Below are 23,015 nucleotides of genomic sequence, written 5' to 3'. Positions count from 1 at the left end.
TGTACCATATACCCGCTGGGGGTATACAAGTGGGGTATACGCAGCAGCAGGGGCGAATCCCCCGGGCCTCGGCCCGCCGGACGGCAGGAGGAACGGACGCCATGACGACCACGGAAGCCCCGCCGACCGGCGGCGACGACGCATCCGCGACCGGCCCGGCAGCCGGCACGGCAGCCGCCGCCTGCCACGCCGAGGCACCCGCCGCGGCAGGCAAGCATCCCGGCCCGCACGGCTACAGCCACCAGAAGGACCAGCACCTCAAGCGCCTGCGCCGGATCGAGGGCCAGATCCGCGGCCTCCAGCGCATGGTCGAGGAAGACGTCTACTGCATCGACATACTCACCCAGGTGTCGGCCGGCACGAAGGCGCTGCAGTCCTTCGCCCTGCAGCTGCTGCAGGAGCACCTGCGGCACTGCGTCGCCCAGGCCGCGGTCAAGGGCGGGGACGAGATCGACGCCAAGGTGGCGGAGGCCAGCGCGGCGATCGCGCGCCTGCTGAGGACCTGAGGGCCGTACAACCTGCGGACCCTGGAACCTGCGGACCCTGGAACCTGCGGACCTGAGAGCCTGCGGACCTGAGCGGATCCGGTGCCCCGCCGGAGCCCGGCGGGACCGGAACCGCCGGTCAGTCCTCGCGCTTACCGCCCGCGGGGACGACACGCAGAACCTCGTCAATACGATCGGCGCTCAGCCGATCCTCGTCCGCACTGGACGCGGCGATCATCAGATCACCGTAGAGATCGATCTCGATGAGGGCCACGGGATCCGGCCCGCCCGACGAACCGCGTCGCGAAACCACGTGATTCACCTCCTCGGGTCTTTCGCTCGGGTCTGGGTCTCTTCGTTGTCTCTTCGTTTCCTCGGCTTACCAGCGTAGTGATCGGTACACATGGCGCGCATGGCACAGAAGGACCATTTCCATGGCCAACTACGCCCTGCCGCGTCATTTCCGCGGCGATCCGACCTTCCCCGCATAGATATCGGCGGCCTCGGGTAGGTCGACGGCCACATCCGCGCCGAAGTCGTACAGCTCGACCGTCGAGACGACCGTCATCGGGGCCGGCGGCGCCGACGGGCCCGTGCCCTCGACGCTGAAGCGGTGCCGCAGCCGGCGCGGCCTGCCCTGCTCGTCCAGATAGGCGTCGAAGGCCACCGTGCCGCTGGAGAAACCTTTGGCCGCCGTGGCGAGCGGCCCGCGGTCGCGCACCGGAGCGGAGCGCGCCGCCTGACCCAGGTCGATGGTGCCCCAGTAGTGCCGCACCCGGACCCCGCCGACCCGCTCGTCCCGCATGTACGTCACCTCGCGGGCGCCGCCCAGCAGTTCGGCCGCGGCGAGCGGATCGGTGGCGCCGCTCGTGAGCAGATTCCCGTCGGCGAGCGAGGCCGTGGCGAGCCGCACCCACTTGTCGGACGGCACGCCCGCGCCGCGGTTCTTCATGAAGAGCTCCCCCGGGGAGAAGACCTCCGTGATCGGACGGTGCTCGGCCGCGCCCGCCGCGTCCTCGGGCACCAGGACCGTCAGCCGCCCGGCGGGCCGCGCGAAGTCGTAACCGCCCGAGCCGTGGATCGTCAGCCGCGTGCCGCCGCTGACCGTCTCCATGGAGGTGCGCACCAGCGCCCTGCCCGCCCGGGCCAGCGTCCGCGCGGCGCCGCGCACCGCGGCGCGCGCCTGCCCGGGGTCGGCGTCGTCGCCCGCCTGCCGGGCCTGGCCGCTCAGGCTCTTCATGCTGTCGCGCAGCTCGGGGGCCTCGCGGGCGGCCGGGCCGTGGAGCGTACAGCCGGACATCAGGAGGCCGAAGGCGAGGCCGCTCGCGACCGCGCGGCCGACGGCCGCGGCCCGGCTGCGCCCCTGCCCGCCGCGTGCGTCTTCGCCGCGCCTCTGTCTCCCGCGTCTCTCTCTTCGCGTCACCATGCCTTGCCAGCCCCCTGCCACCGACCCGCTGTGGAACCCGTTACTGCCAACGACGGCGTGGGCGCCGCCGTCACGGCCCGGTAGCGTGGTCACGTGTCCGACCCCGTATCCGTGGAGCCCTCCGCGGCCCACCTCACGAGCACCAGCGAGCAGGGATCCTTCTGCTCGGCCCGCTGTACGTGCGGCTGGCGCGGCCCCGCCCGCCGCGCGCGCTCCCTGGCCCGCGACGACGCCACGGGCCACGAGACCGAGGCCGGCAGAGCCTAGGCGGGCCGAGCCCGGACAGGCCGACCAGGCCTCGGCCTCCGCAACGTCTGACCCCGCCCCGCCCGGGTATGCGGAACCACCGCCACCCCCGTGACATCTGTCTGGACGACGGGGGAAACCGGCAGCACATCGGGTGACGGGGGCGGACATGGCCGTTGACGAAAACGGGATGAACACGGGCGTACAGGGCGGCGCGCGCGGGTTCCTGGGGAGGCGGCGGTTGCTCGCCGCGGGCGCCGGGCTGGCCGCGGCCGGCACCTGGGCGGCCTCCTGCACCGACAGCAGCGGCCAGGAGCGCCCCGGCCGTATGGTCACCTCGGCCCGGGCCGTCCCCACCGCGCCGCGCCCGAACCCTGCCGCGGCCGACTGGGCCGCCCTCGGCAAGGGCCTCTCGGGCGGCCTCGTCCGCCCCGGGGACGCCGACTACGCCGCGGCCCGGCAGCTCTACAACACCCGCTTCGACAATCTGCGCCCGGCCGGGATCGCCTACGTGGCGAACGCCCAGGACGTCCGCGAGTGCCTCGCCTTCGCCCGCCGCTACAGCACCCTCATATCCATACGCAACGGCGGTCACAGCTACGCCGGCTGGTCCAGCGGCACCGACCGGCTCGTCGTGGACGTCTCCCGGCTGAAGACCGTCCGCACCCCGGACTCCCGGTCCGCCGTGATCGGCGCGGGCGCCAAGCTCATCGACGTCCAGACCGGGCTCGCCGGGAACGGCGTCACCCTCCCCTCCGGCTCCTGCCCGACGGTCGGCATATCCGGCCTCGCCCTCGGCGGCGGACACGGCGTCACCTCCCGCGCCTACGGCCTGACCTGCGACAGCCTCACCGGGGCCACCCTCGTCACCGCCGACGGCGAGATCCTCGATTGCGACGCCGAGCGCAACACCGACCTCTTCTGGGCCCTGCGCGGCGCCGGCAACGGCAACTTCGGCGTGGTCACCGAGCTCCGCTTCCGCACCCGCAAGGCCGCCGACGGCGTCACCGGCTACGTCTCCTGGCCCTGGTCGCGGGCCGCCGACGTGATCCGCGCCTGGCAGGAGTGGGGGCCGAGCCGGCCCGACGAGATCTGGTCCTCCTGCGACCTGTCGGCCGCCGCGGGCGGCACCCCGCGCATCTCCGTCTCCGCGTACTCTCTCGGCACCTACGGCGACCTGGAGAACGCCCTGGACCTGCTGGTGAGCAAGGTCGGGGGCACGTCCAACGGCGTACGGCTGCGGCGCCGCGCCCACCTCGACATGGTGCGCGCCTACGCGGGCTGCTCCGACAAGTCCCAGGCGCAGTGCCACCTGCCGGGCAGCACGCCCGGCCGCGAGACGGCCGGCACCCTGCAGCGCGAGACGTACGCCGCCCGCTCCGACTTCTACGACCGCTCGCTGAACGCGGCGGGCCTGCAGGCCCTGACCGGCCAGGTGGAACGTTTCGGCCGAGGGGGCGGCAGCGGCGGCGTCTCGGTCCAGCTGACGGCGCTGGGCGGCGCGGTCAACCGCGTCCAGCCCCTGGCCACGGCCTTCGTCCACCGCCGCTCGCGCTTCCTCGCCCAGTACCTGGCGCACTGGGCCGCGGGCGGCTCCGGCAGCGCACAGACGTCATGGCTGGACGGCACGCACGCGGCGATGCGCCGCCACGCCTCGGGGGCCGCGTACCAGAACTACGCGGACGCGGGCCTGAAGGACTGGCGCAAGGCGTACTACGGCGGCGCGGAGGGCCGCCTGACCAAGCTCAAGCGCCAGTACGACCCGGGCCGGCTGTTCGACTGCCCGCAGGCGCTGTGAGACCCGCGGCGGCGGAGGGGGAGCCCCCGGCTCCGCCGCACCGTCGGCGCTACGCCGCCAGGTCGTTGTCCCGGTGCCGGGGCAGGCCGCGCTCCGCCTCGGCCGTCCCGGCGGCCGGGGCCTCCGCCGCCGCGAGGGGCGCCGCGAGCGGGCGGTCCGACCGCACGAGCCACGCGGCGCGCGTGCCCGCGACCGCCCGGGCCAGCGGGGTCAGCAGCATCATCGCGAGCGGGGCCAGGAGCAGCGCGACGGCCGTGCCCAGGGCGAGGCCGCCGATCACGTCCGTCGGGTAGTGCACGCCCATGTAGACGCGGCAGAAGCCTTCCAGGAAGGCGAGGCCGATTCCGATGAGGCCGTACTTGCGGTTGGCGACGAAGAGGGCCACGCCGATCGCCATCGTCAGCGTCGCGTGGTCGCTGACGAAGGAGTAGTCGGTCTTGCCCTTGACCAGCACTTCCAGGCCCGTGTGGTCCAGGAAGGGCCGGGGCCGCTTGACGAAGCCGCGGATCGGGATGTTGACCAGGAGGGCGATGCCGGCGGCGAGCGGCGCCCACAGCAGCGCGGCGACGGCGGCCGGCGCGTCCTGCCGGCGGCGCAGGCTCCACCACGCGAAGAGCATGAGGACGGCGAGGCCGAGGATGATCCCGTACTCGCCGATGAACTCCATCGTGCGGTCGAGCCAGCCGGGGGCGCCCTTGGCGAGGCCGTTGATGTCGTACAGCGTGCTGGTGTCGGGGTTCGACCCGCCCCTGGCCTCCGGCATGGGGTGCCCCATCGCGAGTCCAGCCATGTGCCGTGGCCCCTTATCTGTCGCCTGTCGCTACGTCCAGCTGCCGACCCCCGTGGTCCGTGCGTCGCTGTAGCCCCCGCCCAGTGGCGCTGCTTTCCCACTTCAATGGAACGCCCCACTCCGGCCGGGCGTTCCACTCTTCTCCCAATGATCACCAGGACGTTATGGAAGGGTGACCCATCGTCGCAGTTCGTCCTGGAGCGTTCATGCGGCGTTGGCCGCGGGCAATGCTTTCGCGCCATCCTGGGTGACTCGCGTCGCCCCGATGTAGTCCGGCATGTCGATCTTGTCAAAGCGGATCACGGCCCCGGTGTAAGGGGCGTTGATCATGTAGCCGCCGCCCACGTACAGGCCCACGTGGTGGATGGAGCGCGGGTCCTTCAGATCGTTGGCGAAGAACACCAGGTCGCCCGGGAGCAGCTCGTCGCGCTTGGGGTGCGGGCCCGCGTTCCACTGGTCGTTGGCGACGCGGGGCAGGGTGATGCCCACCGATTCGTACGCGGCCTTGGTCAGGCCCGAGCAGTCGAACCGCCCCTTGTCCTCGGCGGTTCCGTCGCCGCCCCACAGATACGGCGTGCCGAGCTTCTCCTGGGCGTAGTAGATCGCTCCGGCGGCCTGCTGCGAGGGCGCGACCCTGCCGACGGGCCGGGCGAAGCTCTTCTCCAGCGTGCGGATGGAACGGACGTACCCCTGCGTCTCGCGGTAGGGCGGGATGCCCCGGTGCTGGATCACCGCGTACGAACCGGCGTTGTACGACGCGAGCATGTTGTCCGAGAGGTCGCCGGGGACGTCCTTGACGTACTTCGAGAGCTCGCAGTCGTAGACGGCGGCCGACGGGATGGCGTCCTGCGGATCCCAGATGTCCTTCTTGCCGTCGCCGTTGGCGTCGATGGCGTGGGCGTCCCACGTGCCGGGGATGAACTGCGCTATCCCGCGGGCATCCGCCGGGCTCACGGCCTTGGGGTTCCAGGCGCTCTCCGAATAGATCTGCGCCGCGAGGATCGCCGGGTTGAGCGCGGGGCAGAGGTTGCCCCACTTCTGCACGAGGGTCTGGTACTGATCCGGCACGGCGCCCTTGGCCAGGCCTACGGAGCCTCCGCCGCCGCCCCCGAGCAGATTGGACGCCGCGGTGTACACGCCGATCACGAGCAGCCCGATGAAACACAGGCACATCGCGATGCCCACACCCATGCCCACCCAGAGCTTCCGCACCCCGCAATCCTCCCCCAACGGCCCGACGCGTATCCGCAATTTCTATCGATCCGTCAACGACCTTGCAGTTCCGGTCCGGTCACGGGGGACGCGCTACCGTGAGGCCGTGACGGGAGTGGCACGGGGGCGACACGGGAGCGACGAGGAGGGTCCATGGCGGAGCTCAACTGGATTCCGGTGACCGAGGGCGAGGAGACCGAGTACCTGGAGATCGCCTTCGGTGACGACGGCAACGTCCACCTGCGGACGAACACCGAGCCCGACAACGTGGTGACCACCACCGCAGCCAAGTGGGACGCCTTCGTCCTGGGGGTCAGGGCCGGGGAGTTCGACCACTTCGTGGAGGACGTCGCCGGGGAGTGAGGCCCGGGGGGGCGGGGCCGGGGGGCCGGGCTGTTCTCAGTCGTCGTCTTCGCCGGAGTCCTTGCCGTCCTTGGAGCTGTCCTTGGAGCCGTCCTTGGAACCGTCCTTGGACTTCTTGCGGTCCTTCTTCGGCTTGCGGGAGCCCGAGGGGGACGGCGGAGCCGCCTCGGCGGGCACGGCCTTCGGCGCCCCGGGCCCCCCGCCCGGCGCGCGCTCCGCGGACTCCGACGGCTGCGCCTCGGGCCGCTGCGAGCCCGTCTCGCTGCCCGAGCCTCCGAACACCGTTGCGCCGATCACGGCCGCCACCAGGAACGCCACGACCCCTGCCACGGCGCTGAGCAGCACCTTGGGGCTGCGTATGCCCCGGGAGGCCTGTGCGCCCTGGGAAGCCCGTACGCCCATGCCCTGGGGGCTCCTGCCGCCACCGGCACTCCGGCGGTGGCCCGGCGCCGGGGCGTGGGCAGGGGCCGGGACAGGGGCCGGTGCCGGGACGCCGTGGCGCGGAACGCCGGGCACGGCTGCCGCACGCGGCACGGCAGGCCGCACCGAGGGCGGGGGCGGCGCGCTCACCGGGGCGGGCGCGGCCGCGGGTGCGGCGGCGGGCACAGGGCCCGCCGCAAGAGCCGACGCGGGGGCCGACGCAGGGGCCGGCATCGGCGTCCGTACGGGCCGGGGCGGCTCCTCCCAGGAGGGCCCGGCGAACCAGTCGGCCACTTCCTGCGCCGACGGCCGGTCCTCCGGCTTCTTGGCGAGCATCCGCAGCAGATACGCCTCGAAGGCGGCCGGCAGGTCCGCCCGGTGCTGACGGGGCGGCACGGGCGGCTGGTCCACGTGGAGATAGAGCAGGGCGGTGGGGCTGTCCGCCCAGAAGGGCGGCTGGCCGGCCAGCAGCTGGTAGATCACACAGCCCAGGGCGTAGACGTCGGAGGCGGGACCGGCGACGCGGCCCAGGGCCCGCTCCGGGGCGAGATAGGTGCTCGTGCCGACGATCTGGCCGACGCGCGTCAACGCGGCGGAGGTCTCGTCCACGAAGCGGGCGATGCCGAAATCGCCGATCTTCAGGGTGTCGTCGGCGTCGAGCATCAGATTGCCGGGCTTGATGTCCCGGTGGACGACGCCCTGACGGTGCGCCGCGGCCAGGCCCGCCGCGGACTGCGCGGCGATACGGGCCACGCGGCGCGGGGCGAGCGGGCCGTGCGCGGACAGCTCCTGGGCCAGGCTGGGACCCCTGACCAGCTCCATCACCAGATAGAAGCGCCCGTCCCAGGACCCGAAGTCGTAGACCGCCACCACCTGAGGGTGATTCAGGCGCGCGGCCGTCTGCGCCTCCAGCCGGAAGCGGGAGGCGGCGGATTCGTCGCCGTCGTCGCCCAGCAGCAGCTTCACGGCGACCTGACGGCCCAGCACCTCGTCCTGCGCCTGCCAGACTTCGCCCATGCCACCGCGGCCGAGCAGCTCCTCCAGCCGGTACCGATCGGCAACCAGCACCCGTACCACCCTTGATCTCGATGCCCCCGTAGCGCGCGAGCCGGCCCGACGGCCCCGGGGTGCGGTCGGCAGGACCCGGGCGGCGCTCGGGACAGCGTACCGACCGAACACACAGTCGTCCGAACATCCCCATGGCCCCCCGATCCGGCGATGATTGCCCGCCGCCGACACCCGTGATACACAGAGTCACCTTAGGAGCACCCACTGACATCGCCTTGCGTCGCAGGTCAGGGGCCTACGGGGAGCATGCGTACGAGTTCCGCCAAGAAATGCCGCCAAGTCGACATGCTGGGGCGGGATCTTCGGCGAAGATAGGTCCTGACCTTTGCCCAGCGGTGAGGGTGATGGCAACAACCCATAAGGGGCGGTGAGTTACACATGTTTTTGGCGGCCGGCAAGGGCGACATCAACACCATTATTGGCGGAATCGCCCCCAACTGGGGGCCGTTCGGTAGCCTGGGCAACGAGGCTCGCGTGATGATCGAGGTCATCATGGCCGTGGCGATCCTGTTGTGCCTCGCCATCGCGATCTGGGGCGCGGCGAAGCAGCGGATCGGCGCGACCGCACTGCGCGACACCTTCAGCGCGGAGCAGGGCAAGGGTCTGATCGTCGCCGGACTCACCGGCGTCTTCATCATCGGCTCGCTCGGCACCCTCTTCACCATCGTCTACGGCATGGCCGTCTGAGCACGGGGGGCGCACGGGCGTCACGCGCCCCGGTACCCCCGCCCCGGCCGGGGCCCGACCCCTGCCACCTGCCCCCTCGCGCATCGCCCCCGCGCAGACCCTCTCGTCCCCGATTCCCCCGCACCCGAGGCTGCCACCTGATGCCCCCTCACACCCCTTCGTCCCCCTCCCCCGGGATTCCCCTCCCGCCGCTACCGTCATATGCGGGTGCCACAGCGGCGACGACGTATGAGGGGACGTGCGCGCTATGAGTCTCGGCGAGGACGGCTACGACGACGAGGACCACGGCCTGACCCGCACCCGGCTGCCGGAGGGCGAGGGTGATCCGTACGGGGCCCGCCGGGGGCGCGGGGCGCGCGGCGGGCGCGCGGGGTTCTCCAGCCGGAACATGATCACGGTCGTGGGCGTCGTGGTCCTGCTCATCGCGGCCATCGCCTTCGCCAACAGAGGCGGCGGGTCCGACTCGGACGACGCGGAGAAGAGCGGGGACAAGGTCAGCTCGGGGGCGACGGCCCCTTCGGGGGTGAAGCCGGTGGGGGGCAAGACCGGAGGCATTGCATCCGGTTTTGCCCGCACGGAGCAGGGGGCGCAGTCGGCGGCGGCGAACTTCGCGGTGGCGCTCGGGGGGGACGGGATGTTCAAGGAGGAGTCGCGCCACGCGATCGTGGATGCGATCCATACCCCCGAAGCCGCGCGTGATCTCCAGGGCAAGCTGGACAAGGCCTACACCGCCGACTTCTTCAAGAACCTCGGCCTCAACCCGGACGGATCCGCCCCGAAGGGCCAGACGTTCGTCTCCCGCACCGTTCCCGTCGGCACGAAGACCACCGCGTTCAGCGAATCCGAGGCCACCGTCGAGGTCTGGTGCACGGGCCTGGTGGGCCTCGCCGGGGAGGGATCGACCAAGCCGGTCGCCCAGACCTGGTTCACGATCATCCAGAAGCTCCGCTGGACGAACGACGACTGGAAGCTCGTCTCGTCCGATCAGAAGCAGGGACCCGCGCCGGTCAGCGGCGACATCCGCGCTTCGAGCGCCGACGAGATCACCAATGCGGTCAAGGGGTACGGAGGGTTCACTTATGCCAGGTAGCCGTCGCCGTGGCCTCTCCCTGACGGCGGCAGTGGTGTCCGTCCAGGTGACCATGACCGCGCTGGCTTCGCGAGCCGCTGCGGACCCCACGCCTCCGCCGTCAGCCCCGCCGTCGACCTCGCCGGCGCCCTCATCGAGCCCCAGCCAGAGCGGCAAGGACCCCTGCGACCTCATCGTCGGGCAGGCCAAGAGCATCTGCCAGGGCAAGGACAGCAAGGGATCGTCCCCCTCGGCCCCCGACCCCCAAACCGCCCTCGACCCCCTCGCCTCCCTGGCGAAAGGCTGCGCCGACGCCGCCTCCTGGATCATCCGGAAGCTGTCCGGCGCCGTCGAGGCCACCGGCAACGTGGACTTCACCAACGCCACCTTCCTGCGCCAGTACGCCGTGGTCTTCGCCGCCTCCACCGTGCTCACGCTCGTGCTGTGGCTGCTGGCCGTCGCCAAGCGTGCCGTGCGCGGCGTGCCCTTCACCGAGGCGTTCACGGAAGCCGTCGGCTTCCTCTGGCTCACCGTGCTGGCCTCGGCGTTCACCCCGCTGATCCTCTACACGCTCGTGTCCGCCACCGATGCCGTCACGGAAGTCATCGCCACCGGCACGAACGCGAACAACGACGCTTTCTTCGGCACCTTCGCCGACGCCCTGAAGAAGGGCGAGGGCATCGGCGGCGGCCCGATCATGCTGATCGTGGTGTCCCTGGTCTCGGTGCTCGCCGCAGGCGTCCTCTGGCTGGAGCTGGTGATCCGCGCCGCCCTGCTCTACGTGGGCGCGCTCCTCGGCACCGCCGTCTACGCGGGGCTGGTCGACAAGAACATGTGGGGCCACGTCCGCCGCTGGGCGGGCATCATGATCGCGGTGATCCTGGTCAAGCCGATCATCGTCGTGGTGCTGGGCCTTGCCGGAGCCCTGTCGTCCGGCAAGGGCCCGAACTCCTTCTCGGCCGTCGTCTCCGGGCTCGCGATCATCATCCTCGCCATCTTCGCCAGTGCGATGATCTACCGCTTCGTGCCCGGCTTCGGCGATGAGATCGCGAGCACGCGCAGTGCGAGCAACGACGCGGCGTCCCGGCGGGCCGCCGCCGTGATCTCCTCTCCCGCCGCCCTGGTCAAGCAGGGCATCACGACCCACAGCACCCGCGGCTCGGGCGGCGGCCCCGGCGGCGGCAACGGCCACCAGGCCCGGCCGGCCGACTCCGTGGCGGGCGGTGTCGCCGCCCACAGCACCCGGCCCCCCGCCCGTACCGGCGACAACAGGGGCAACGGAAGCGGCAATTCCGCCGCCCGTGCGCCGCGTGCACAGAACCGCAGCAATACGCCAGGAGGTGAGCGGAGTTGACGATCCAGGCCCAGTCCCAGCCGGTCGCGGCCCGCCGTACGTATCTGATCGGCCGCGCGCGTCCCAACGCGGTCGTCGGCAAGAACCGGGAGACCGGGGAGATCGCGCTGATCATCGCCGGGGCGTTCCTCGGCATGATGTGCGGCCTTCTGGTGCCCGTGCTGCCACTGCGGATCGTCACGCTCACCGGGTTCCCGATGCTGGCGCTGGCCGCCGTGTACGTCCCGTACAAGGGCCGTACGTTCTACAAATGGTTTGAGATCAACCGCTCGTTCAAGCGCACCCTGCGCCGCGGCACCACCTACCGGTCCGTCGCCGCCGAGGCGGGCACCCGCCTGGACGGCCGTGAGATCGAGGTCGGCCCGCCCCCGGGCATCGGGCGGATCAACTGGCTCGCGGCGCCCTTCGGCCCCGACGAGATCGCGGTGCTGCTGCACGCCGACCGGCGCACGGTCACCGCGGCGATCGAGATCGAGGGCCCCGGCGTGGGCCTGCGCGACTCCGAGGACCAGGAGGCGCTGGTCGACCGGTTCGGCACGCTGCTGAAGCACGTCGCCAACGGGGACGGCTACGTCACCCGTATCCAGATGCTCGCCCGCACCCTCCCCGCCGACCCCGACGCCCACGCCAAGGACGTCGAGCGGCGCGGCGACACGAGCTCCCCGAAGTGGCTCAAGGACTCCTACGACCAGCTGCAGTCGATGGTGTCGACCTCCTCCGAGCAGCACCGCGCCTACCTCGTCGCCTGCATGCACTACACCCGCGAGCTGGCCGCCGAGGCCAACGCCATCGCGCGCGCCTCCCGCCACGACGGCGGCAAGCGGCGCCTGGACCGCGACGGCGGCCTCGCGGTGGTCATGGCGCGCGAGCTGACGGACATCTGCGCCCGGCTCGCCGAGGCCGACATCCGGGTGCGCCAGCCCCTCGGCCAGAGCCGGCTGTCGTCCCTCGTGCACTCCATGTACGACCCGGACCACCCCATCGACCACATCCAGGCCATGACCCAGCGCAACGCCTGGCCCGCCGAGCTGGACGCCATGGAGCCGACCTACCTCCAGGCGAAGACCCGCGAGTCGTCAACACGCGCACCCTGGTGTCACTCCACCGCTTGGGTGAAGGAGTGGCCCATGACGCCCGTGGGGGTCAACTTCCTGGCGCCCCTGCTCGTCCACACCCCGGACGTCATCCGCACGGTCGCCGTCTGCATGGACCTGGAGCCCACCGACGTCGCCATCGAGCGCATGTTGACGGAGAAGACCAACGACGACGCGGACGCCTCCCGCGCCGCCAAGATGAACCGCGTCGTCGACCCGCGCGACGTCGCCCACCACTCCCGTGTCGACCAGCGCGGCGAGGATCTCGCCAGCGGCGCGGCCGGCGTCAACCTCGTCGGGTACATCACGGTGTCCTCGCGCTCGCCGGAAGCGCTCGCGCGCGACAAGCGGACCATAAGAGCCTCGGCCGGCAAGAGCTACCTGAAGCTGGAGTGGTGCGACCGCGAGCACCACCGGGCCTTCGTCAACACCCTGCCGTTCGCGACCGGCATCCGACGATAGGGGCAGTGCCGTGCTCGACCCGCTCGCCTCCCTGACCGACGCGTTCACCAGCTTCCTCTTCGGGAAGGTGGAGACCACGCGGCTGCCCGTACGGACCTCCACCGGCCAGGCGCAGGCCGTCTACCTGCCGACCGCCGCCCCCGGCCTCGGCGACTCCGGCGTGGTCATCGGGCGCGAGGTCTACTCCGGCAAGGGCTATATCTACGACCCCTTCCAGCTCTACGGCCAGCAGCTGCCGGCGCCGCACTGGCTCGTCCTCGGCGAGTCCGGCAACGGCAAGTCGGCGCTGGAGAAGACCTACGTCCTGCGCCAGCTGCGCTTCCGCGACCGGCAGGTCGTCGTCCTGGACGCCCAGGGCGAGGACGGCGTCGGCGAGTGGAACCTGATCGCCCAGGAGCTGGGCATAACGCCCGTCCGGCTGGACCCGATGGCGGCCCGCGAAGGCGGCATCCGGCTCAACCCGCTCGACCCTTCGATCACCACGACCGGGCAGCTCGCCCTGCTGCGCACGATCATCGAGGTCGCGATGGGCCGGGGCCTCGACGAGCGCGCCGGCTTCGCCCTCAAGGTCGCCCACGCCTACGTGAACGAGACGATCCTCGACCGGCAGCCGGTGCTGACCGACATCGTGGAGCAGCTGCGCCACCCTGAGGCCGAGTCCGCGGAGACGATGAACGTCGACATAGACGACGTCCGCGCCTGGGGCCTCGACGTCGCCCTGGTGCTGGACCGGCTGGTGGACGGTGACCTGCGCGGCATGTTCGACGGGCCGACGACGGCCGGCATCGACCTCGACGCCCCGCTGATCGTCTTCGACCTCTCCCACATCGACCGCAACTCCATCGCCATGCCCATCCTCATGGCGATCGTGGGCGTCTGGCTGGAGCACACCTGGATCAGGCCCGACCGGAAGAAACGGATCTTCCTGGTCGAGGAGGCCTGGCACATCATCAACTCGCCGTTCGTGGCCCAGCTCTTCCAGCGGCTGCTGAAGTTCGGCCGGCGGCTCGGCCTGTCGTTCGTGGCGGTGGTCCACCACTTGTCCGACGTCGTCGACGGCGCGGCGGCCCGCGAGGCCGCGGCGATCCTGAAGATGGCCTCCACACGCACCATCTACGCCCAGAAGGCGGACGAGGCCCGCGCCACGGGCCGGGTGCTCGGCCTGCCCCGCTGGGCCGTGGAGATCATCCCCACGCTCACCCCGGGCATCGCCGTCTGGGACGTCAACGGCAACGTCCAGGTCGTCAAACACCTCATCACCGACATCGAACGCCCGCTCGTCTACACCGACCGGGCCATGACCGAGGACGGCGACTTCGCGCGCGAGCTCGCGGCGGAGGCCGCGGCGGCGGAGCGGGCGGCCGCGGCCCTGGAAGCGGGTTCGTCACCGGAGTCGGAATCGGAATCGGAATCGACGGTGGCCTGAAAGGCCTGAGGGCTTGAGGGCCTGAGGCAAGGGCGGAAACGGGGAGGGGGAACGGCGGATGAGCAACCGGCAGCCGGAGCGCGGCATCCCGGACGGGCTGCTGATGGCGGTCATCGTGCTGCTGCTGGGCATGACGCTGCTGGTGTGGGCGACGACGGGCCTGGCCGCGCTCTTCGCCCACGGCGCCTGGCCGGAGGCGGTCACCCTCACCCGTACGCCCCTGGCCCTGCGGCACCTGGTGACCCGGCCGCGCGACCTCCCGGCCGCCTGGCCGGACACCCCGGCGGACAGCCTGTCCGGCTACGGCCTCTTCTGGGGCCTCCTGGTCGGCGAGCTCCTGGTCCTTGTCGTCGTCGGCGTCTTCGTCGTGGGGACGGTGGCGCGGTGGAGAGCGGTACGGGCGCGGCGGCGGGCGGAGGCGCTGGCCTTGGTGGAGAGGCCCCGTTCGGCTTCTGCTCCGGAGCCGGGTACGGCGCCGGGCCCGACGCCTGGTCAGGCGCCCGGCCAAGCACCGGGTTCAGCGCCCGGGCAGGCGGCGGCCGGTTCGGCATCGGCCGAAGCGGCCACCCCGGCTCCCGTCCCGGCCCCGGCTCCCGTCCCGGCCCCGGCTCCCGCCACCGTCCCCGCGTCCGTTCCCGCGCCCGTTCCCGCACCGCGCTCGCCCCGGCCCGCGGACCCGGTCAGCGCGACTCCGGCCGGCCCCCTCACCTCCTCCGCTCCCGGCGTCTTCTACGGCGCCGACCGCGGTGACACCGCCGCCCGGGCCGTGCTGGAGGCCGCGGGGCCCGTCCTGGTCACCACGAGCGACCCGGCGCTGTGGTCCGGTACGAAGGACGCCCGCGCCAAGCTCGGCCCGGTGCACGTCTTCGACCCGAGTCACCTCCTCGACACCCCGGACCGCCTCCGCTGGTCCCCCGTAGCGGGCTGTACGGCCCGGGAGACCGCCGCCGCCCGCGCAGCCGCCCTGCTCGCGCCCGTACGCCCCCTCAGCGCCCTCGACTCGGCCACCGCGGACACCGCGGAGACGCTGCTGCGCTGCTGGCTGCACGCCGCCGCCGTGGACGGCCGGCCCTTCCGCCAGGTGCTCCGCTGGGCGCAGGGCACGGCGGCGCACGAGCCCGTGCGGATCCTGCGCACGCACGTCAAGGCGGCGGGCGGCGCGGCCGGCGAGCTGGAGTCGGCGCTCACCGGACACCCCGAGCGGCGCGAAGTCGCACATGAGCTGACCGCGCGTGCGCTCGGCGCACTGTCGTCCGTCCACGTCCGCGATGCATGCAATCCAAATCGAGCCGATTCCCTGGCTTGGGAATCATTTGTAGCCGAGGGGGGAACCCTGTACGTGGTGGGTGAGGCGATTGAGGATCCCCGCACCCGCCCGGGTGCGATGCCCCTGCTGACCGCACTCGTCGCAAGCGTGGTCGAGCACGGCCGGGGCATGGCCGGACGGTCATCTGCCGGTCGGCTCGACCCACCACTGACCCTGGTGCTGGATGACGTGGCCGCCGTCGCGCCCGTGCCCGCCCTCCCGGATCTCGTCGCGGAGGGCGCGGCCCAGGGTCTGCCGACGTTCGCGCTCATGCGCTCCGAGGAACAGGCCCGCGCGCGGTGGCCGCACCGCACCCTCGTCGGCTAGCCAGGGAGACGGACGGATGCCGGAGGAGCCGGGGGAAGCGGAGGCATCGGAGGGCACAGGAGCGTGGGCCCCCGGCAGGCGTCGGTTCCTGGGCGGCGCGGCTGCGCTCGGTGGCGCGGCGGCGCTCGGCGGGGCGCTCGCCCTCGGTGGTACGGAGCGGGCATTCGCGGCCACACCGCACGGCGGCCCGGCGCAGCCCCTCGCCCTCACCCACGCGACGCTGATCGCCGCCCCTGGCGCGCAGCCGCCCAGCCCCGGCATGACGGTCCTCGTCCGCGACGGCCGCATCGAGACGGTCGGCCGGACCGCGGAGGTCCCGGCGCCCGCGGACGCCCGCGTGGTGGACCTCCGCGGCAAGTACGTCATCCCGGGCCTGATCGCGCTGCAGGTGTCCGGCAGCGGGGCCGACGAGCCGTCAGGGGGGACCACGGCACGGCTGTCCGCGCTGAAAGGAGTGCGGAAAGGGGTGCTGAAAGGGGTGACGACCGTCGCCGGTCCCGGCAGCCCGCCCGTCGACGGCTCGCCCGCCCTGTGGCCGGGGTCGTCGGTCGAGGCGCGCGACGAGACGGCGGCCCGCCGGGCCGTGCGCAGGGCCGTGGCCGGGGGCGCGGCGTTCGTAGGGGTTCACCCACGGTTGTCGCGGGCGGCGTATCTCGCCCTGGCCGACGAGGCCCGCAGGCGGCACATCCCGTACGGGGGTCACTGCCCGGACGCCGTGTCACCCGCCGAGGCCTCCGATGCCGGGCAGCGGATCGTCGAGCACCTGCACGCGCTCTTGCTCGCCGCTTCCACGCGGGACGGGGAAATCCGGCACGGACTCGCACGCATCAAGGACCCGCGCACCGACGCAGGCCCTGACCGGTACCGCCACTGGCTCCGGCAGATCCGGCGCCTGGAGTGGACGGCCGTCCGGTCCTACTACCCCGATCGCGCGGACCGGCTCTTCGACCGCCTGGCGGCCAACGGCACCTGGATCGCCCCGTCCCTCGCGGCGCACCGGTTCCTGGAGGCCCCGGACAGCACGGACGCCGACACCACGGACGCCGACACCACAGACGCCGACACCCCGTATCTCCAGGGGATCCGCGCCCACCGCCTGCACCTGGTCGCGGAGCTGCACCGCCACGGCGTGCCGGTCCTCGCCGCCGGTACGCACGCGGACGGCCTGCACGAGGAGATGGAGCAGCTGGCCGGGGCGGGCCTGGGCGCCGCGGAGGCGCTCCGGGCGGCCACGGCCGGGCCCGCGCGGGCGCTGGGCCTCGCGGACGCGATCGGCACGGTCGGGCCGGGCCGGGCGGCAGACCTCGTCGTCCTGGACGCGGACCCGCTGCGCGACATCACGGCCGTCCGCCGGATCGCCTCGGTGGTCGTACAAGGCCGGCTGATCGGTGAGCCGGGGGTGCACGGATACTGAGCCGGTGAAGAGTGATCCCCGCGCGCAGGACCCGGGCCCGGCCCTCGCCCCGGAGGGCGCCGAGCCGATCGGCCCCGACGGCCTCACCGTCGGCCGGACGGCCGCACTCGTCGGGGTCAGCGTGAAGTCGCTGCACCACTGGGACACGATCGGCCTCGTGCGACCGAGCGGGCGCACGTGGGCCGGGTACCGGGTGTACTCGGGCGACGACGTCGCCCGGATCCACCGCGTCCTCGTCTACAAGGAACTCGGCTTCCCGCTCGCCGAGATCGGCCGGATCCTCGACGACCCGGGCACCAGTGCGCGCGACCACCTCCGCCGGCAGCGCACGGAACTCGTGGAGCGCATCACCCGCCTGCAGAAGATGGTCGGCGCAGTCGACCGCATGATGGCGGCGTCGGACACCGGGATGCGGCTGACGCCGCAGGAGCAGGTCGAGATCTTCGGCGACGACTGGCAGCCCTCCTGGGTCGAGGAGGCCGAGGACCGCTGGGGCGGCAGCGCGCAGTGGGCGCAGTACGCCGAGCGAGCCGCCGACATGACCCCGCAGGACTGGAAGGACGCCGCCGCCGCGACCCACGCCCTGAACGCCGACTTCGCCGCCGCGCAGCGCGCCGGCACCGCACCCGGCTCCGGCGAGGCGAACGCCCTCGCGGAACGGCACCGCGCGCTGCTCTCGACGTACTTCGACTGCACGCACGCGATGCACGCCTGCATCGGGCGGATGTACGTCGACGAGCCCGGCTACGCCGAGCACTACGACGCGGTCGCGCCGGGCCTGACCGTCTGGCTGCGCGACGTGATCTTCGCGAACGCCGCGGCCCACGGCGTCGACCCGGCGTCCGCGACGTGGGAGTGAGCGGAGTGGGCCAGGGCGCGGGCCAGACCGTGAGGCAAGCCGCGGGCTATCGGCCGAGGCCCGCCATGATGATCCGGCCGATGCGCGAGTCGGGAGCCGTCGCGGCGTCCCCCTTCGCATCGGTGGAGTTCACCGAGTAGACCAGCGACCGCGCCCCGTCCTGCGTGGCCCCGAAACCGCTGAGGTACCCGTACCGGCTCCCGGACTTGCCCCAGTAGACCGGGCCGTCCTTGACGAGCTGGATGCGCGTGAGACCGCTGGAGTACACCGCCGGCTTCGCACTCTCGTACGTGGGCACCTTCGGCACGGTGAACATGAGCTTCAGCTCCTGCTGCGGCACGACGCGCCCGGCGAAGAGGGCGGAGGTGAAGCGCTCCAGGTCGGCCGTCGTCGTGATGAGGTCGCCGGAGGCCCACGTCTCGGACTGGTCCCACTCGGTCGTGTCGACGAGCCGGGTGCCGCCGCCGGCGTCCTTGAGCGCCTCGTAGCCGTGCGTGTGGCGGCCCTTGATACGGGTGTCCGCCCCGGGGCTGTACGTGTCCTTGAGGCCCACGCGGTTGATCACCCGGTCCCGCAGCTCCTGCTCGTACGTCCGCCCCGTGACCTTCTCGATCAGCAGCCCCAGCACGTTGTAACCGATGTTGGAGTAGTGCTGCCGAGTGCCGGGGGTGAACTCCATGGGCTTGCCGAAGCCCGCCTGGACGAGCGCGCGGTGGTACCAGGTGGTGTAGCGGCTCTTGTCCCAGCCGGGGCTCTTCGGGGCCTCCCGGGTGTCCCCGCCCGGCAGGCCGCTCGTGTAGTCCAGCAGCTGCCGGACCTTGACGTCCGGGTAGTGGGCGGGCAGCAGGCCGGGCAGGTACTGCTGCACCGTGCCGTCGAGATCCAGCTTCTTCTCGTGGACGAGCTGCAGCGCGACGGCCGCCGTGAACGTCTTGGTGATGCTGCCCGCGCGGAAGCGCTCGTCGCCCTTGACCGCCTTGTGCGTACGCAGGTCGACCTGGCCCGTCGCGCCGCTCCAGCGCAGGTCGTCGCCCTTGTAGCGGACCTGCGCGGCGGTGGCGTCGGCGGCCGGCAGACCGGCTATCGCCTGCTGCAGGGCGGCGGCCTTGGCGGAGGCGGCGGAAGCGGGGGCAGAGGGGAGGGAAGAAGCGGAGGCGGAAACGGAAGCCGAAGCGGAGGCCGAGGCCACGGCGGGCGCGACCGTCACACTCAGCGCCACCGCGGTGGCGGCGAGGACGGCAATTCTGTTACGGCGCATGGTGATTCCCCCTGGAGATGCCGGATGTGCGCGACGGGATCCATCCTTGCGATCCGTACGAACGGGCGAATCGCCGACGCGAGGGGTATCGGCTGCCGCACGCCTCCCTCGTCAGAGGGATGGCGTCGGACGAGGCCGGACGAGGTCAGCCGCCCGGAGCGATCAGCCCGGTCTCGTACGCGCAGATGACGGCCTGGATCCGGTCCCGCAGCCCCAGCTTCGACAGCACGTTGCTGACGTGGGTCTTGACCGTGTGCTCGCTGACCACCAGCTCGGCCGCGATCTCCGCGTTCGACAGCCCGCGCCCGAGGAGGACCAGCGTCTCGCGCTCGCGCGCGGTCAGCGCCCCCAGCTCCGGCCCGGACGTCCCCGTCCCCGCCGACGCGTCCGCCTGCCCACGGCTCGTGAAGTCCGCGACCAGGCGGCGCGCCACCGACGGCGCGAGCAAGGAGTCACCCGCGACCACGACCCGCACGGCATGCACGAGGTCGTCGCGCCGCACGTCCTTCAGCAGGAACCCGCTGGCCCCCGCGTGCAACGCCTCGTAGACGTAGTCGTCCTGGTCGAAGGTGGTGAGCATGACGGCCCGGCAGCCGGTCTCCGCACAGATCGTGCGGGCCGCCTCGATGCCGTCCATGCGCGGCATGCGGATGTCGAGGAGGACGACATCGGGTGCGTGCCGCCGCACGGCCGCCACGGCCTCGGCGCCGTCCCCGGCCTCCGCCACGACCTCGATGTCCGGCTGCGCGGACAGGATCATCGCGAACCCGCTGCGCACCAGCTCCTGGTCGTCGGCCACCACCACGCGGATCGTCACTCCGGCCCCACCTCCGGAGGCGAGGAGACCACGACGGGCAGCTCCAGGCAAACGCGGTAGCCGCGGCCGTCCGGGCCGGGCCCGGCCGACGCCGTCCCGCCGTGCGCGGCAGCCCGCTCACGAATGCCGATCAGGCCTCTTCCGCTGCCTGCGCCACCGGGCTTGCGGACGCCCGTACCGTCGTCCGTCACGGTGACGGACAACCGGCTGCCCTCCGCCCCCTGTTCCTCCTGCTCCCCCCGTTCTCCTTGCCCCCAGGCGAGGCGTACGGACACCGAACGCGCGTCGGAGTGCTTGAGGACGTTCGTCAGCGCCTCCTGCACCACGCGGTAGACGGTGACCTGCGCATCGGCGGCGAGCGGCCGCGGCTCGCCCTCCGTCAGCAGGACCACGGACAGGCCCGTCCGCCGGACCTCCCCGACCAGGGCGCCGAGGCCGTCGAGCGTGGGCTGCGGGGTACGGGTACGGGCACGCGTACGGGCTGCCGCCGTATCGGAATCGCCCGGGCTCTCCGAGCCTTGCACTCCAGCCCCTGTCAGCCCCTCCGACTCCTCCGGCTCCTCCGGCTCCTCCTTGAGCACGCCGAGCATGCGCCGCAGCTGCACCATCGCGTCCCGCCCCGCCCCGGCGATCGCATCGAACGCCGCCTCCGCCCGGTCGGGATCGGACCGTACGACCAGGGGCCCGGCCTCCGCCTGAACCACCATCAGGCTGACGGCGTGCGACAGGATGTCGTGCATCTCCCTCGCGATCCGCGCCCGTTCCCGCTCGGCCGCCCGCTCGGCCTCCACGACCCGCGCCCGCTCCAGCTCCGCGGCCCGCGCCTCGACGGCCTCGGTGTACGCCTGCCGGGTGCGCGCCAGCACACCGAGCGCGTACACCATGGAGAAGAGGAAGAAGGCGAAGAGGTACTCGCGGGCCGTATTGGTCCGCAGGGCGACCGCGACCGCCACGACCGGCAGCCCGACCCCCACCGTCACCCGCCGCTGCCGCACCCCCGCCTGCGCGGCGACGGTGAAGATGGCCACCAGCGGGCTGTACGGCATCGGCTGCCCGGGCCCGTCCATGGGCAGATAGGCGAACCCGGCCACGGTGATCGCCACCAGGCACGTCAGGGGCGCCCGGCTGCGCCACAGGAGCGGCAGCACCGACAGCGTGGTCATCCCGTAGAACACCCAGGTGGCGGGCGGCACGTCCGCCGAGCGGGGTACGACGAACGGGATGGTCACGGCGGCCTGCACCACGGCCGCGACCAGGGCGTCGACGGCCCAGGGGCTACGGACCCGGATGCGGGTGCGGAGGCGAGATCGGAGGCCGGTGCAGGGCTTCATCAGGTGCAGGGCTTCATCAAGCGGCGGGACGAACGAGCGCGAGCTCGTACTCCTTGGCCTCGGGGTCGCCCTGCATGGGGATGGTCGTGCCGGTGAGCTCGAAGCCGGCCTTGCGGTAGACCGCCATGGCACGGGCGTTGTCCTCGTGGACGAAGAGACGTATGCGCTCGGCGCGCGGCCGGGACAGGGCCCAGGACCACTCGACGGCGGCGTCGAAGAGCGCCTGGATGAGGCCTGCCCCGCGCCGCTCGGGCCGGACGAAGACCCCGACGATGTGCGTCTGCGGCACGGACGGAGCGCCGCCGAAGACTGCGCCTTCCTCCGCCTCCGGGTCCTCGACGAGGACGGTGACCGTGCCGTCCCAGGTGCCGTCGGGCGCCTCTGCCACGAACGTGATGACGCGACACGCCTCGGAGCTCGCCCGCGCCCGCTCCTGCCAATAACTGTCGGGCTGCTCGACGGCCTTGTCGTAGGTGTCGAGAAAAGCGATCGGCGCCACGGGGTCCAAGAGCGCCGTCAACCGCAGCTCCTTGGACTTCTCCCAATCGCCCGCCTGTACAGGCCTGATGATGTGCTCCATCCCTTGATCGTCACCCCGGACGGACGGCACGAGCAATGTGTTTTCGCTCTCTGCCGGACGGGCAGAGGGGTGCGCATGACGGATGAACGGGCGTGTGGGACGGCCGGGGTCGCGGTGGTCATGGGAGTGGACGAACTACCGCTCGTCATGCCGCCTGATCTGTGCGAGCGGCTGGGCGAGTTGACTGGTCGTGAGGTCCGACCGATCCCGGTGCGCGACGGGCTCGGGCTCCTCGCGGGCCCGGCGGGCCTGGGCGACGTGGACGTCCTCGTCACGGGATGGGGGTGCCCGCCACTGACGAAGACCGTCCTTGAGGCTGCACCGCAGTTGAGGGCCGTCATGCACGCGGCGGGCTCAGTGAAGCAGCTGGTGACCGAGGCGGTGTGGGAACGGCGGATCGTCGTCTCCTCGGCGGCAGAGGCCAATGCGGGCCCGGTCGCCGACTTCACCCTGGCGGCCATCGGGCTCGCGGCGAAGGGAGCCTTGCCGGCGGCTGCCGCATACGCCGACGGCGGCCGCTGGCCGGCCTTCCGCGAACGACAGGGCGCCGACGGCCGGACCGTCGGCGTCCTCGGTGCTTCACACATCGGGCGACGGGTGATCGCCGGCCTACGGGCTTCCGCGGCCGGCTACCGGGTTCTGCTCTACGACCCGTACGTGACGGACGAGGAAGCCGCACAGCTGGGCACAGAGCGGGTCGACCGCCTGGCCGACCTCTGCCGGGCCGCCGACATCGTGACCATCCACGCACCCGAGACACCGGAGACTCGCCGCCTGCTGGACGCGGAGCACCTGGCCCTCATCCGGGACGGTGGCACGGTCATCAATACGGCACGAGGCTCGATCGTCGACACCGAGGGGCTGGAACGGGAGTGCAGGTCGGGGCGGTTGAGCGCCTGGCTCGATGTGACGGACCCCGAGCCGCTGGGAAAGGAACACGCGTTGTTGTCCCTGCCGAATGTCCTGGTGACACCGCATATCGCCGGCGCTCAGGGAAGTGAGGGGAAGCGGCTGGGGATGTATGCGGTGGAGGAGGCAGGGCGGTGGGTGAGAGGGGAAAGGCTGCTGGGGGCGGTGGAGAGGCAGAGCCTGGACCGCTTGGCATAAGCGAAAACAGCCAAACACCCAAACAGCCTGGAAACGCGAAAAAGCCCTGGCGGGAACTCAAGGTTCCCACCAGGGCTTTCTCTAAAATTTGTTCGGCGGCGTCCTACTCTCCCACA

At 72.2% G+C, this 23,015-nt stretch carries 22 protein-coding genes; 13 read left to right on the top strand and 9 right to left on the bottom strand.

Translation table 11 applies throughout. The annotated features are described in order from the left end of the window. Nucleotides 1-101: 101 nt before the first annotated feature. Nucleotides 102-506, top strand: a complete 405-nt coding sequence (locus IE241_RS15075) for a metal-sensitive transcriptional regulator (RefSeq protein WP_190022245.1) — start codon at nucleotides 102-104, stop codon at nucleotides 504-506. A gap of 118 nt (nucleotides 507-624) precedes the next feature. On the opposite strand, the gene IE241_RS15070 is transcribed toward IE241_RS15075, so the two are convergent. Both IE241_RS15070 and IE241_RS15065 read right to left on the bottom strand, forming a co-directional pair. Continuing rightward, nucleotides 625-798: a hypothetical protein gene (locus tag IE241_RS15070; protein WP_168092826.1), complete on the bottom strand. Its 174-nt coding sequence runs from the start codon at nucleotides 796-798 to the stop codon at nucleotides 625-627. Between the two features lie 144 nt (nucleotides 799-942). Next, nucleotides 943-1,911, bottom strand: coding sequence for an SCO4651 family lipoprotein (locus IE241_RS15065; RefSeq protein WP_190022244.1), 969 nt, complete (start codon nucleotides 1,909-1,911; stop codon nucleotides 943-945). 93 nt (nucleotides 1,912-2,004) lie between these two features. Here IE241_RS15065 and IE241_RS15060 point away from each other — a divergent pair, with 93 nt between their 5' ends. Next, on the top strand, nucleotides 2,005-2,178 hold the full coding sequence (locus IE241_RS15060) for a hypothetical protein (RefSeq protein ID WP_190022604.1): 174 nt from the start codon (nucleotides 2,005-2,007) through the stop codon (nucleotides 2,176-2,178). A gap of 148 nt (nucleotides 2,179-2,326) precedes the next feature. Then, nucleotides 2,327-3,955 carry an FAD-binding oxidoreductase gene (locus IE241_RS15055; RefSeq protein ID WP_229899284.1) on the top strand — a complete coding sequence of 543 codons (1,629 nt, stop codon included), beginning with the start codon at nucleotides 2,327-2,329 and terminating at the stop codon, nucleotides 3,953-3,955. A gap of 49 nt (nucleotides 3,956-4,004) precedes the next feature. Here the strand turns inward: IE241_RS15055 and IE241_RS15050 are convergent, their stop codons facing one another. Next, the gene (locus IE241_RS15050) at nucleotides 4,005-4,745 is read right to left on the bottom strand and encodes a phosphatase PAP2 family protein (protein WP_190022243.1); all 741 of its coding nucleotides are present in this window, start codon (nucleotides 4,743-4,745) and stop codon (nucleotides 4,005-4,007) included. A 204-nt stretch (nucleotides 4,746-4,949) separates the two neighbouring features. Next, nucleotides 4,950-5,936: a C40 family peptidase gene (locus tag IE241_RS15045; protein WP_373300693.1), complete on the bottom strand. Its 987-nt coding sequence runs from the start codon at nucleotides 5,934-5,936 to the stop codon at nucleotides 4,950-4,952. Nucleotides 5,937-6,110: 174 nt separating this feature from the next. On the opposite strand from IE241_RS15045, the gene IE241_RS15040 reads away from it, so the two are divergent. After that, nucleotides 6,111-6,320, top strand: coding sequence for a DUF397 domain-containing protein (locus IE241_RS15040; protein WP_190022241.1), 210 nt, complete (start codon nucleotides 6,111-6,113; stop codon nucleotides 6,318-6,320). Between the two features lie 36 nt (nucleotides 6,321-6,356). On the opposite strand, the gene IE241_RS15035 is transcribed toward IE241_RS15040, so the two are convergent. Beyond that, a complete protein-coding gene (locus IE241_RS15035) occupies nucleotides 6,357-7,808 on the bottom strand; it encodes a serine/threonine-protein kinase (protein ID WP_190022240.1) in 1,452 nt (483 codons plus the stop codon). Between the two features lie 378 nt (nucleotides 7,809-8,186). Here IE241_RS15035 and IE241_RS15030 point away from each other — a divergent pair, with 378 nt between their 5' ends. The 8 genes from IE241_RS15030 (at nucleotide 8,187) to IE241_RS14995 (ending at nucleotide 17,806) form a co-directional block, all read left to right on the top strand. Further along, on the top strand, nucleotides 8,187-8,495 hold the full coding sequence (locus IE241_RS15030) for a DUF8827 family protein (protein WP_030367101.1): 309 nt from the start codon (nucleotides 8,187-8,189) through the stop codon (nucleotides 8,493-8,495). Between the two features lie 247 nt (nucleotides 8,496-8,742). After that, nucleotides 8,743-9,585: a DUF8175 domain-containg protein gene (locus tag IE241_RS15025; protein ID WP_190022563.1), complete on the top strand. Its 843-nt coding sequence runs from the start codon at nucleotides 8,743-8,745 to the stop codon at nucleotides 9,583-9,585. Then, nucleotides 9,575-10,918 (top strand): hypothetical protein, encoded by a 1,344-nt coding sequence (locus tag IE241_RS15020; protein WP_190022239.1) that lies wholly within the window; start codon nucleotides 9,575-9,577, stop codon nucleotides 10,916-10,918. Before IE241_RS15025 ends, IE241_RS15020 begins: the two co-directional genes overlap by 11 nt. Before the next feature lie 2 nt (nucleotides 10,919-10,920). Further along, nucleotides 10,921-12,474 carry an SCO6880 family protein gene (locus IE241_RS15015; protein ID WP_190022562.1) on the top strand — a complete coding sequence of 518 codons (1,554 nt, stop codon included), beginning with the start codon at nucleotides 10,921-10,923 and terminating at the stop codon, nucleotides 12,472-12,474. A gap of 10 nt (nucleotides 12,475-12,484) precedes the next feature. Continuing rightward, a complete protein-coding gene (locus IE241_RS15010; protein ID WP_190022238.1) occupies nucleotides 12,485-13,900 on the top strand; it encodes an ATP-binding protein in 1,416 nt (471 codons plus the stop codon). A gap of 58 nt (nucleotides 13,901-13,958) precedes the next feature. Further along, nucleotides 13,959-15,533 carry a type VI secretion protein gene (locus IE241_RS15005; RefSeq protein ID WP_190022237.1) on the top strand — a complete coding sequence of 525 codons (1,575 nt, stop codon included), beginning with the start codon at nucleotides 13,959-13,961 and terminating at the stop codon, nucleotides 15,531-15,533. A 16-nt stretch (nucleotides 15,534-15,549) separates the two neighbouring features. Continuing rightward, nucleotides 15,550-16,947 carry an amidohydrolase family protein gene (locus IE241_RS15000; protein WP_190022236.1) on the top strand — a complete coding sequence of 466 codons (1,398 nt, stop codon included), beginning with the start codon at nucleotides 15,550-15,552 and terminating at the stop codon, nucleotides 16,945-16,947. A gap of 67 nt (nucleotides 16,948-17,014) precedes the next feature. Next, nucleotides 17,015-17,806, top strand: a complete 792-nt coding sequence (locus tag IE241_RS14995; RefSeq protein ID WP_308433707.1) for a MerR family transcriptional regulator — start codon at nucleotides 17,015-17,017, stop codon at nucleotides 17,804-17,806. Between the two features lie 46 nt (nucleotides 17,807-17,852). Here the strand turns inward: IE241_RS14995 and IE241_RS14990 are convergent, their stop codons facing one another. From IE241_RS14990 to IE241_RS14975, 4 genes are all read right to left on the bottom strand, one after another. Further along, the gene (locus tag IE241_RS14990; protein ID WP_190022234.1) at nucleotides 17,853-19,064 is read right to left on the bottom strand and encodes a serine hydrolase domain-containing protein; all 1,212 of its coding nucleotides are present in this window, start codon (nucleotides 19,062-19,064) and stop codon (nucleotides 17,853-17,855) included. Nucleotides 19,065-19,209: 145 nt separating this feature from the next. Next, on the bottom strand, nucleotides 19,210-19,881 hold the full coding sequence (locus tag IE241_RS14985) for a response regulator (RefSeq protein ID WP_190022233.1): 672 nt from the start codon (nucleotides 19,879-19,881) through the stop codon (nucleotides 19,210-19,212). Next, complete coding sequence (locus IE241_RS14980) at nucleotides 19,878-21,212, bottom strand: sensor histidine kinase (protein ID WP_190022232.1); 1,335 nt, start codon at nucleotides 21,210-21,212, stop codon at nucleotides 19,878-19,880. Before IE241_RS14980 ends, IE241_RS14985 begins: the two co-directional genes overlap by 4 nt. A gap of 16 nt (nucleotides 21,213-21,228) precedes the next feature. Further along, nucleotides 21,229-21,792 (bottom strand): GNAT family N-acetyltransferase, encoded by a 564-nt coding sequence (locus IE241_RS14975; RefSeq protein WP_190022231.1) that lies wholly within the window; start codon nucleotides 21,790-21,792, stop codon nucleotides 21,229-21,231. A 3-nt stretch (nucleotides 21,793-21,795) separates the two neighbouring features. On the opposite strand from IE241_RS14975, the gene IE241_RS14970 reads away from it, so the two are divergent. Further along, the gene (locus IE241_RS14970) at nucleotides 21,796-22,899 is read left to right on the top strand and encodes a hydroxyacid dehydrogenase (RefSeq protein ID WP_229899282.1); all 1,104 of its coding nucleotides are present in this window, start codon (nucleotides 21,796-21,798) and stop codon (nucleotides 22,897-22,899) included. The last annotated feature ends 116 nt before the right edge of the window (nucleotides 22,900-23,015 follow it).

It is taken from the genome of Streptomyces hiroshimensis (genome assembly GCF_014650335.1).
Classification (GTDB): domain Bacteria; phylum Actinomycetota; class Actinomycetes; order Streptomycetales; family Streptomycetaceae; genus Streptomyces; species Streptomyces hiroshimensis.
This window is presented reverse-complemented; position numbering and strand designations above follow the sequence as displayed.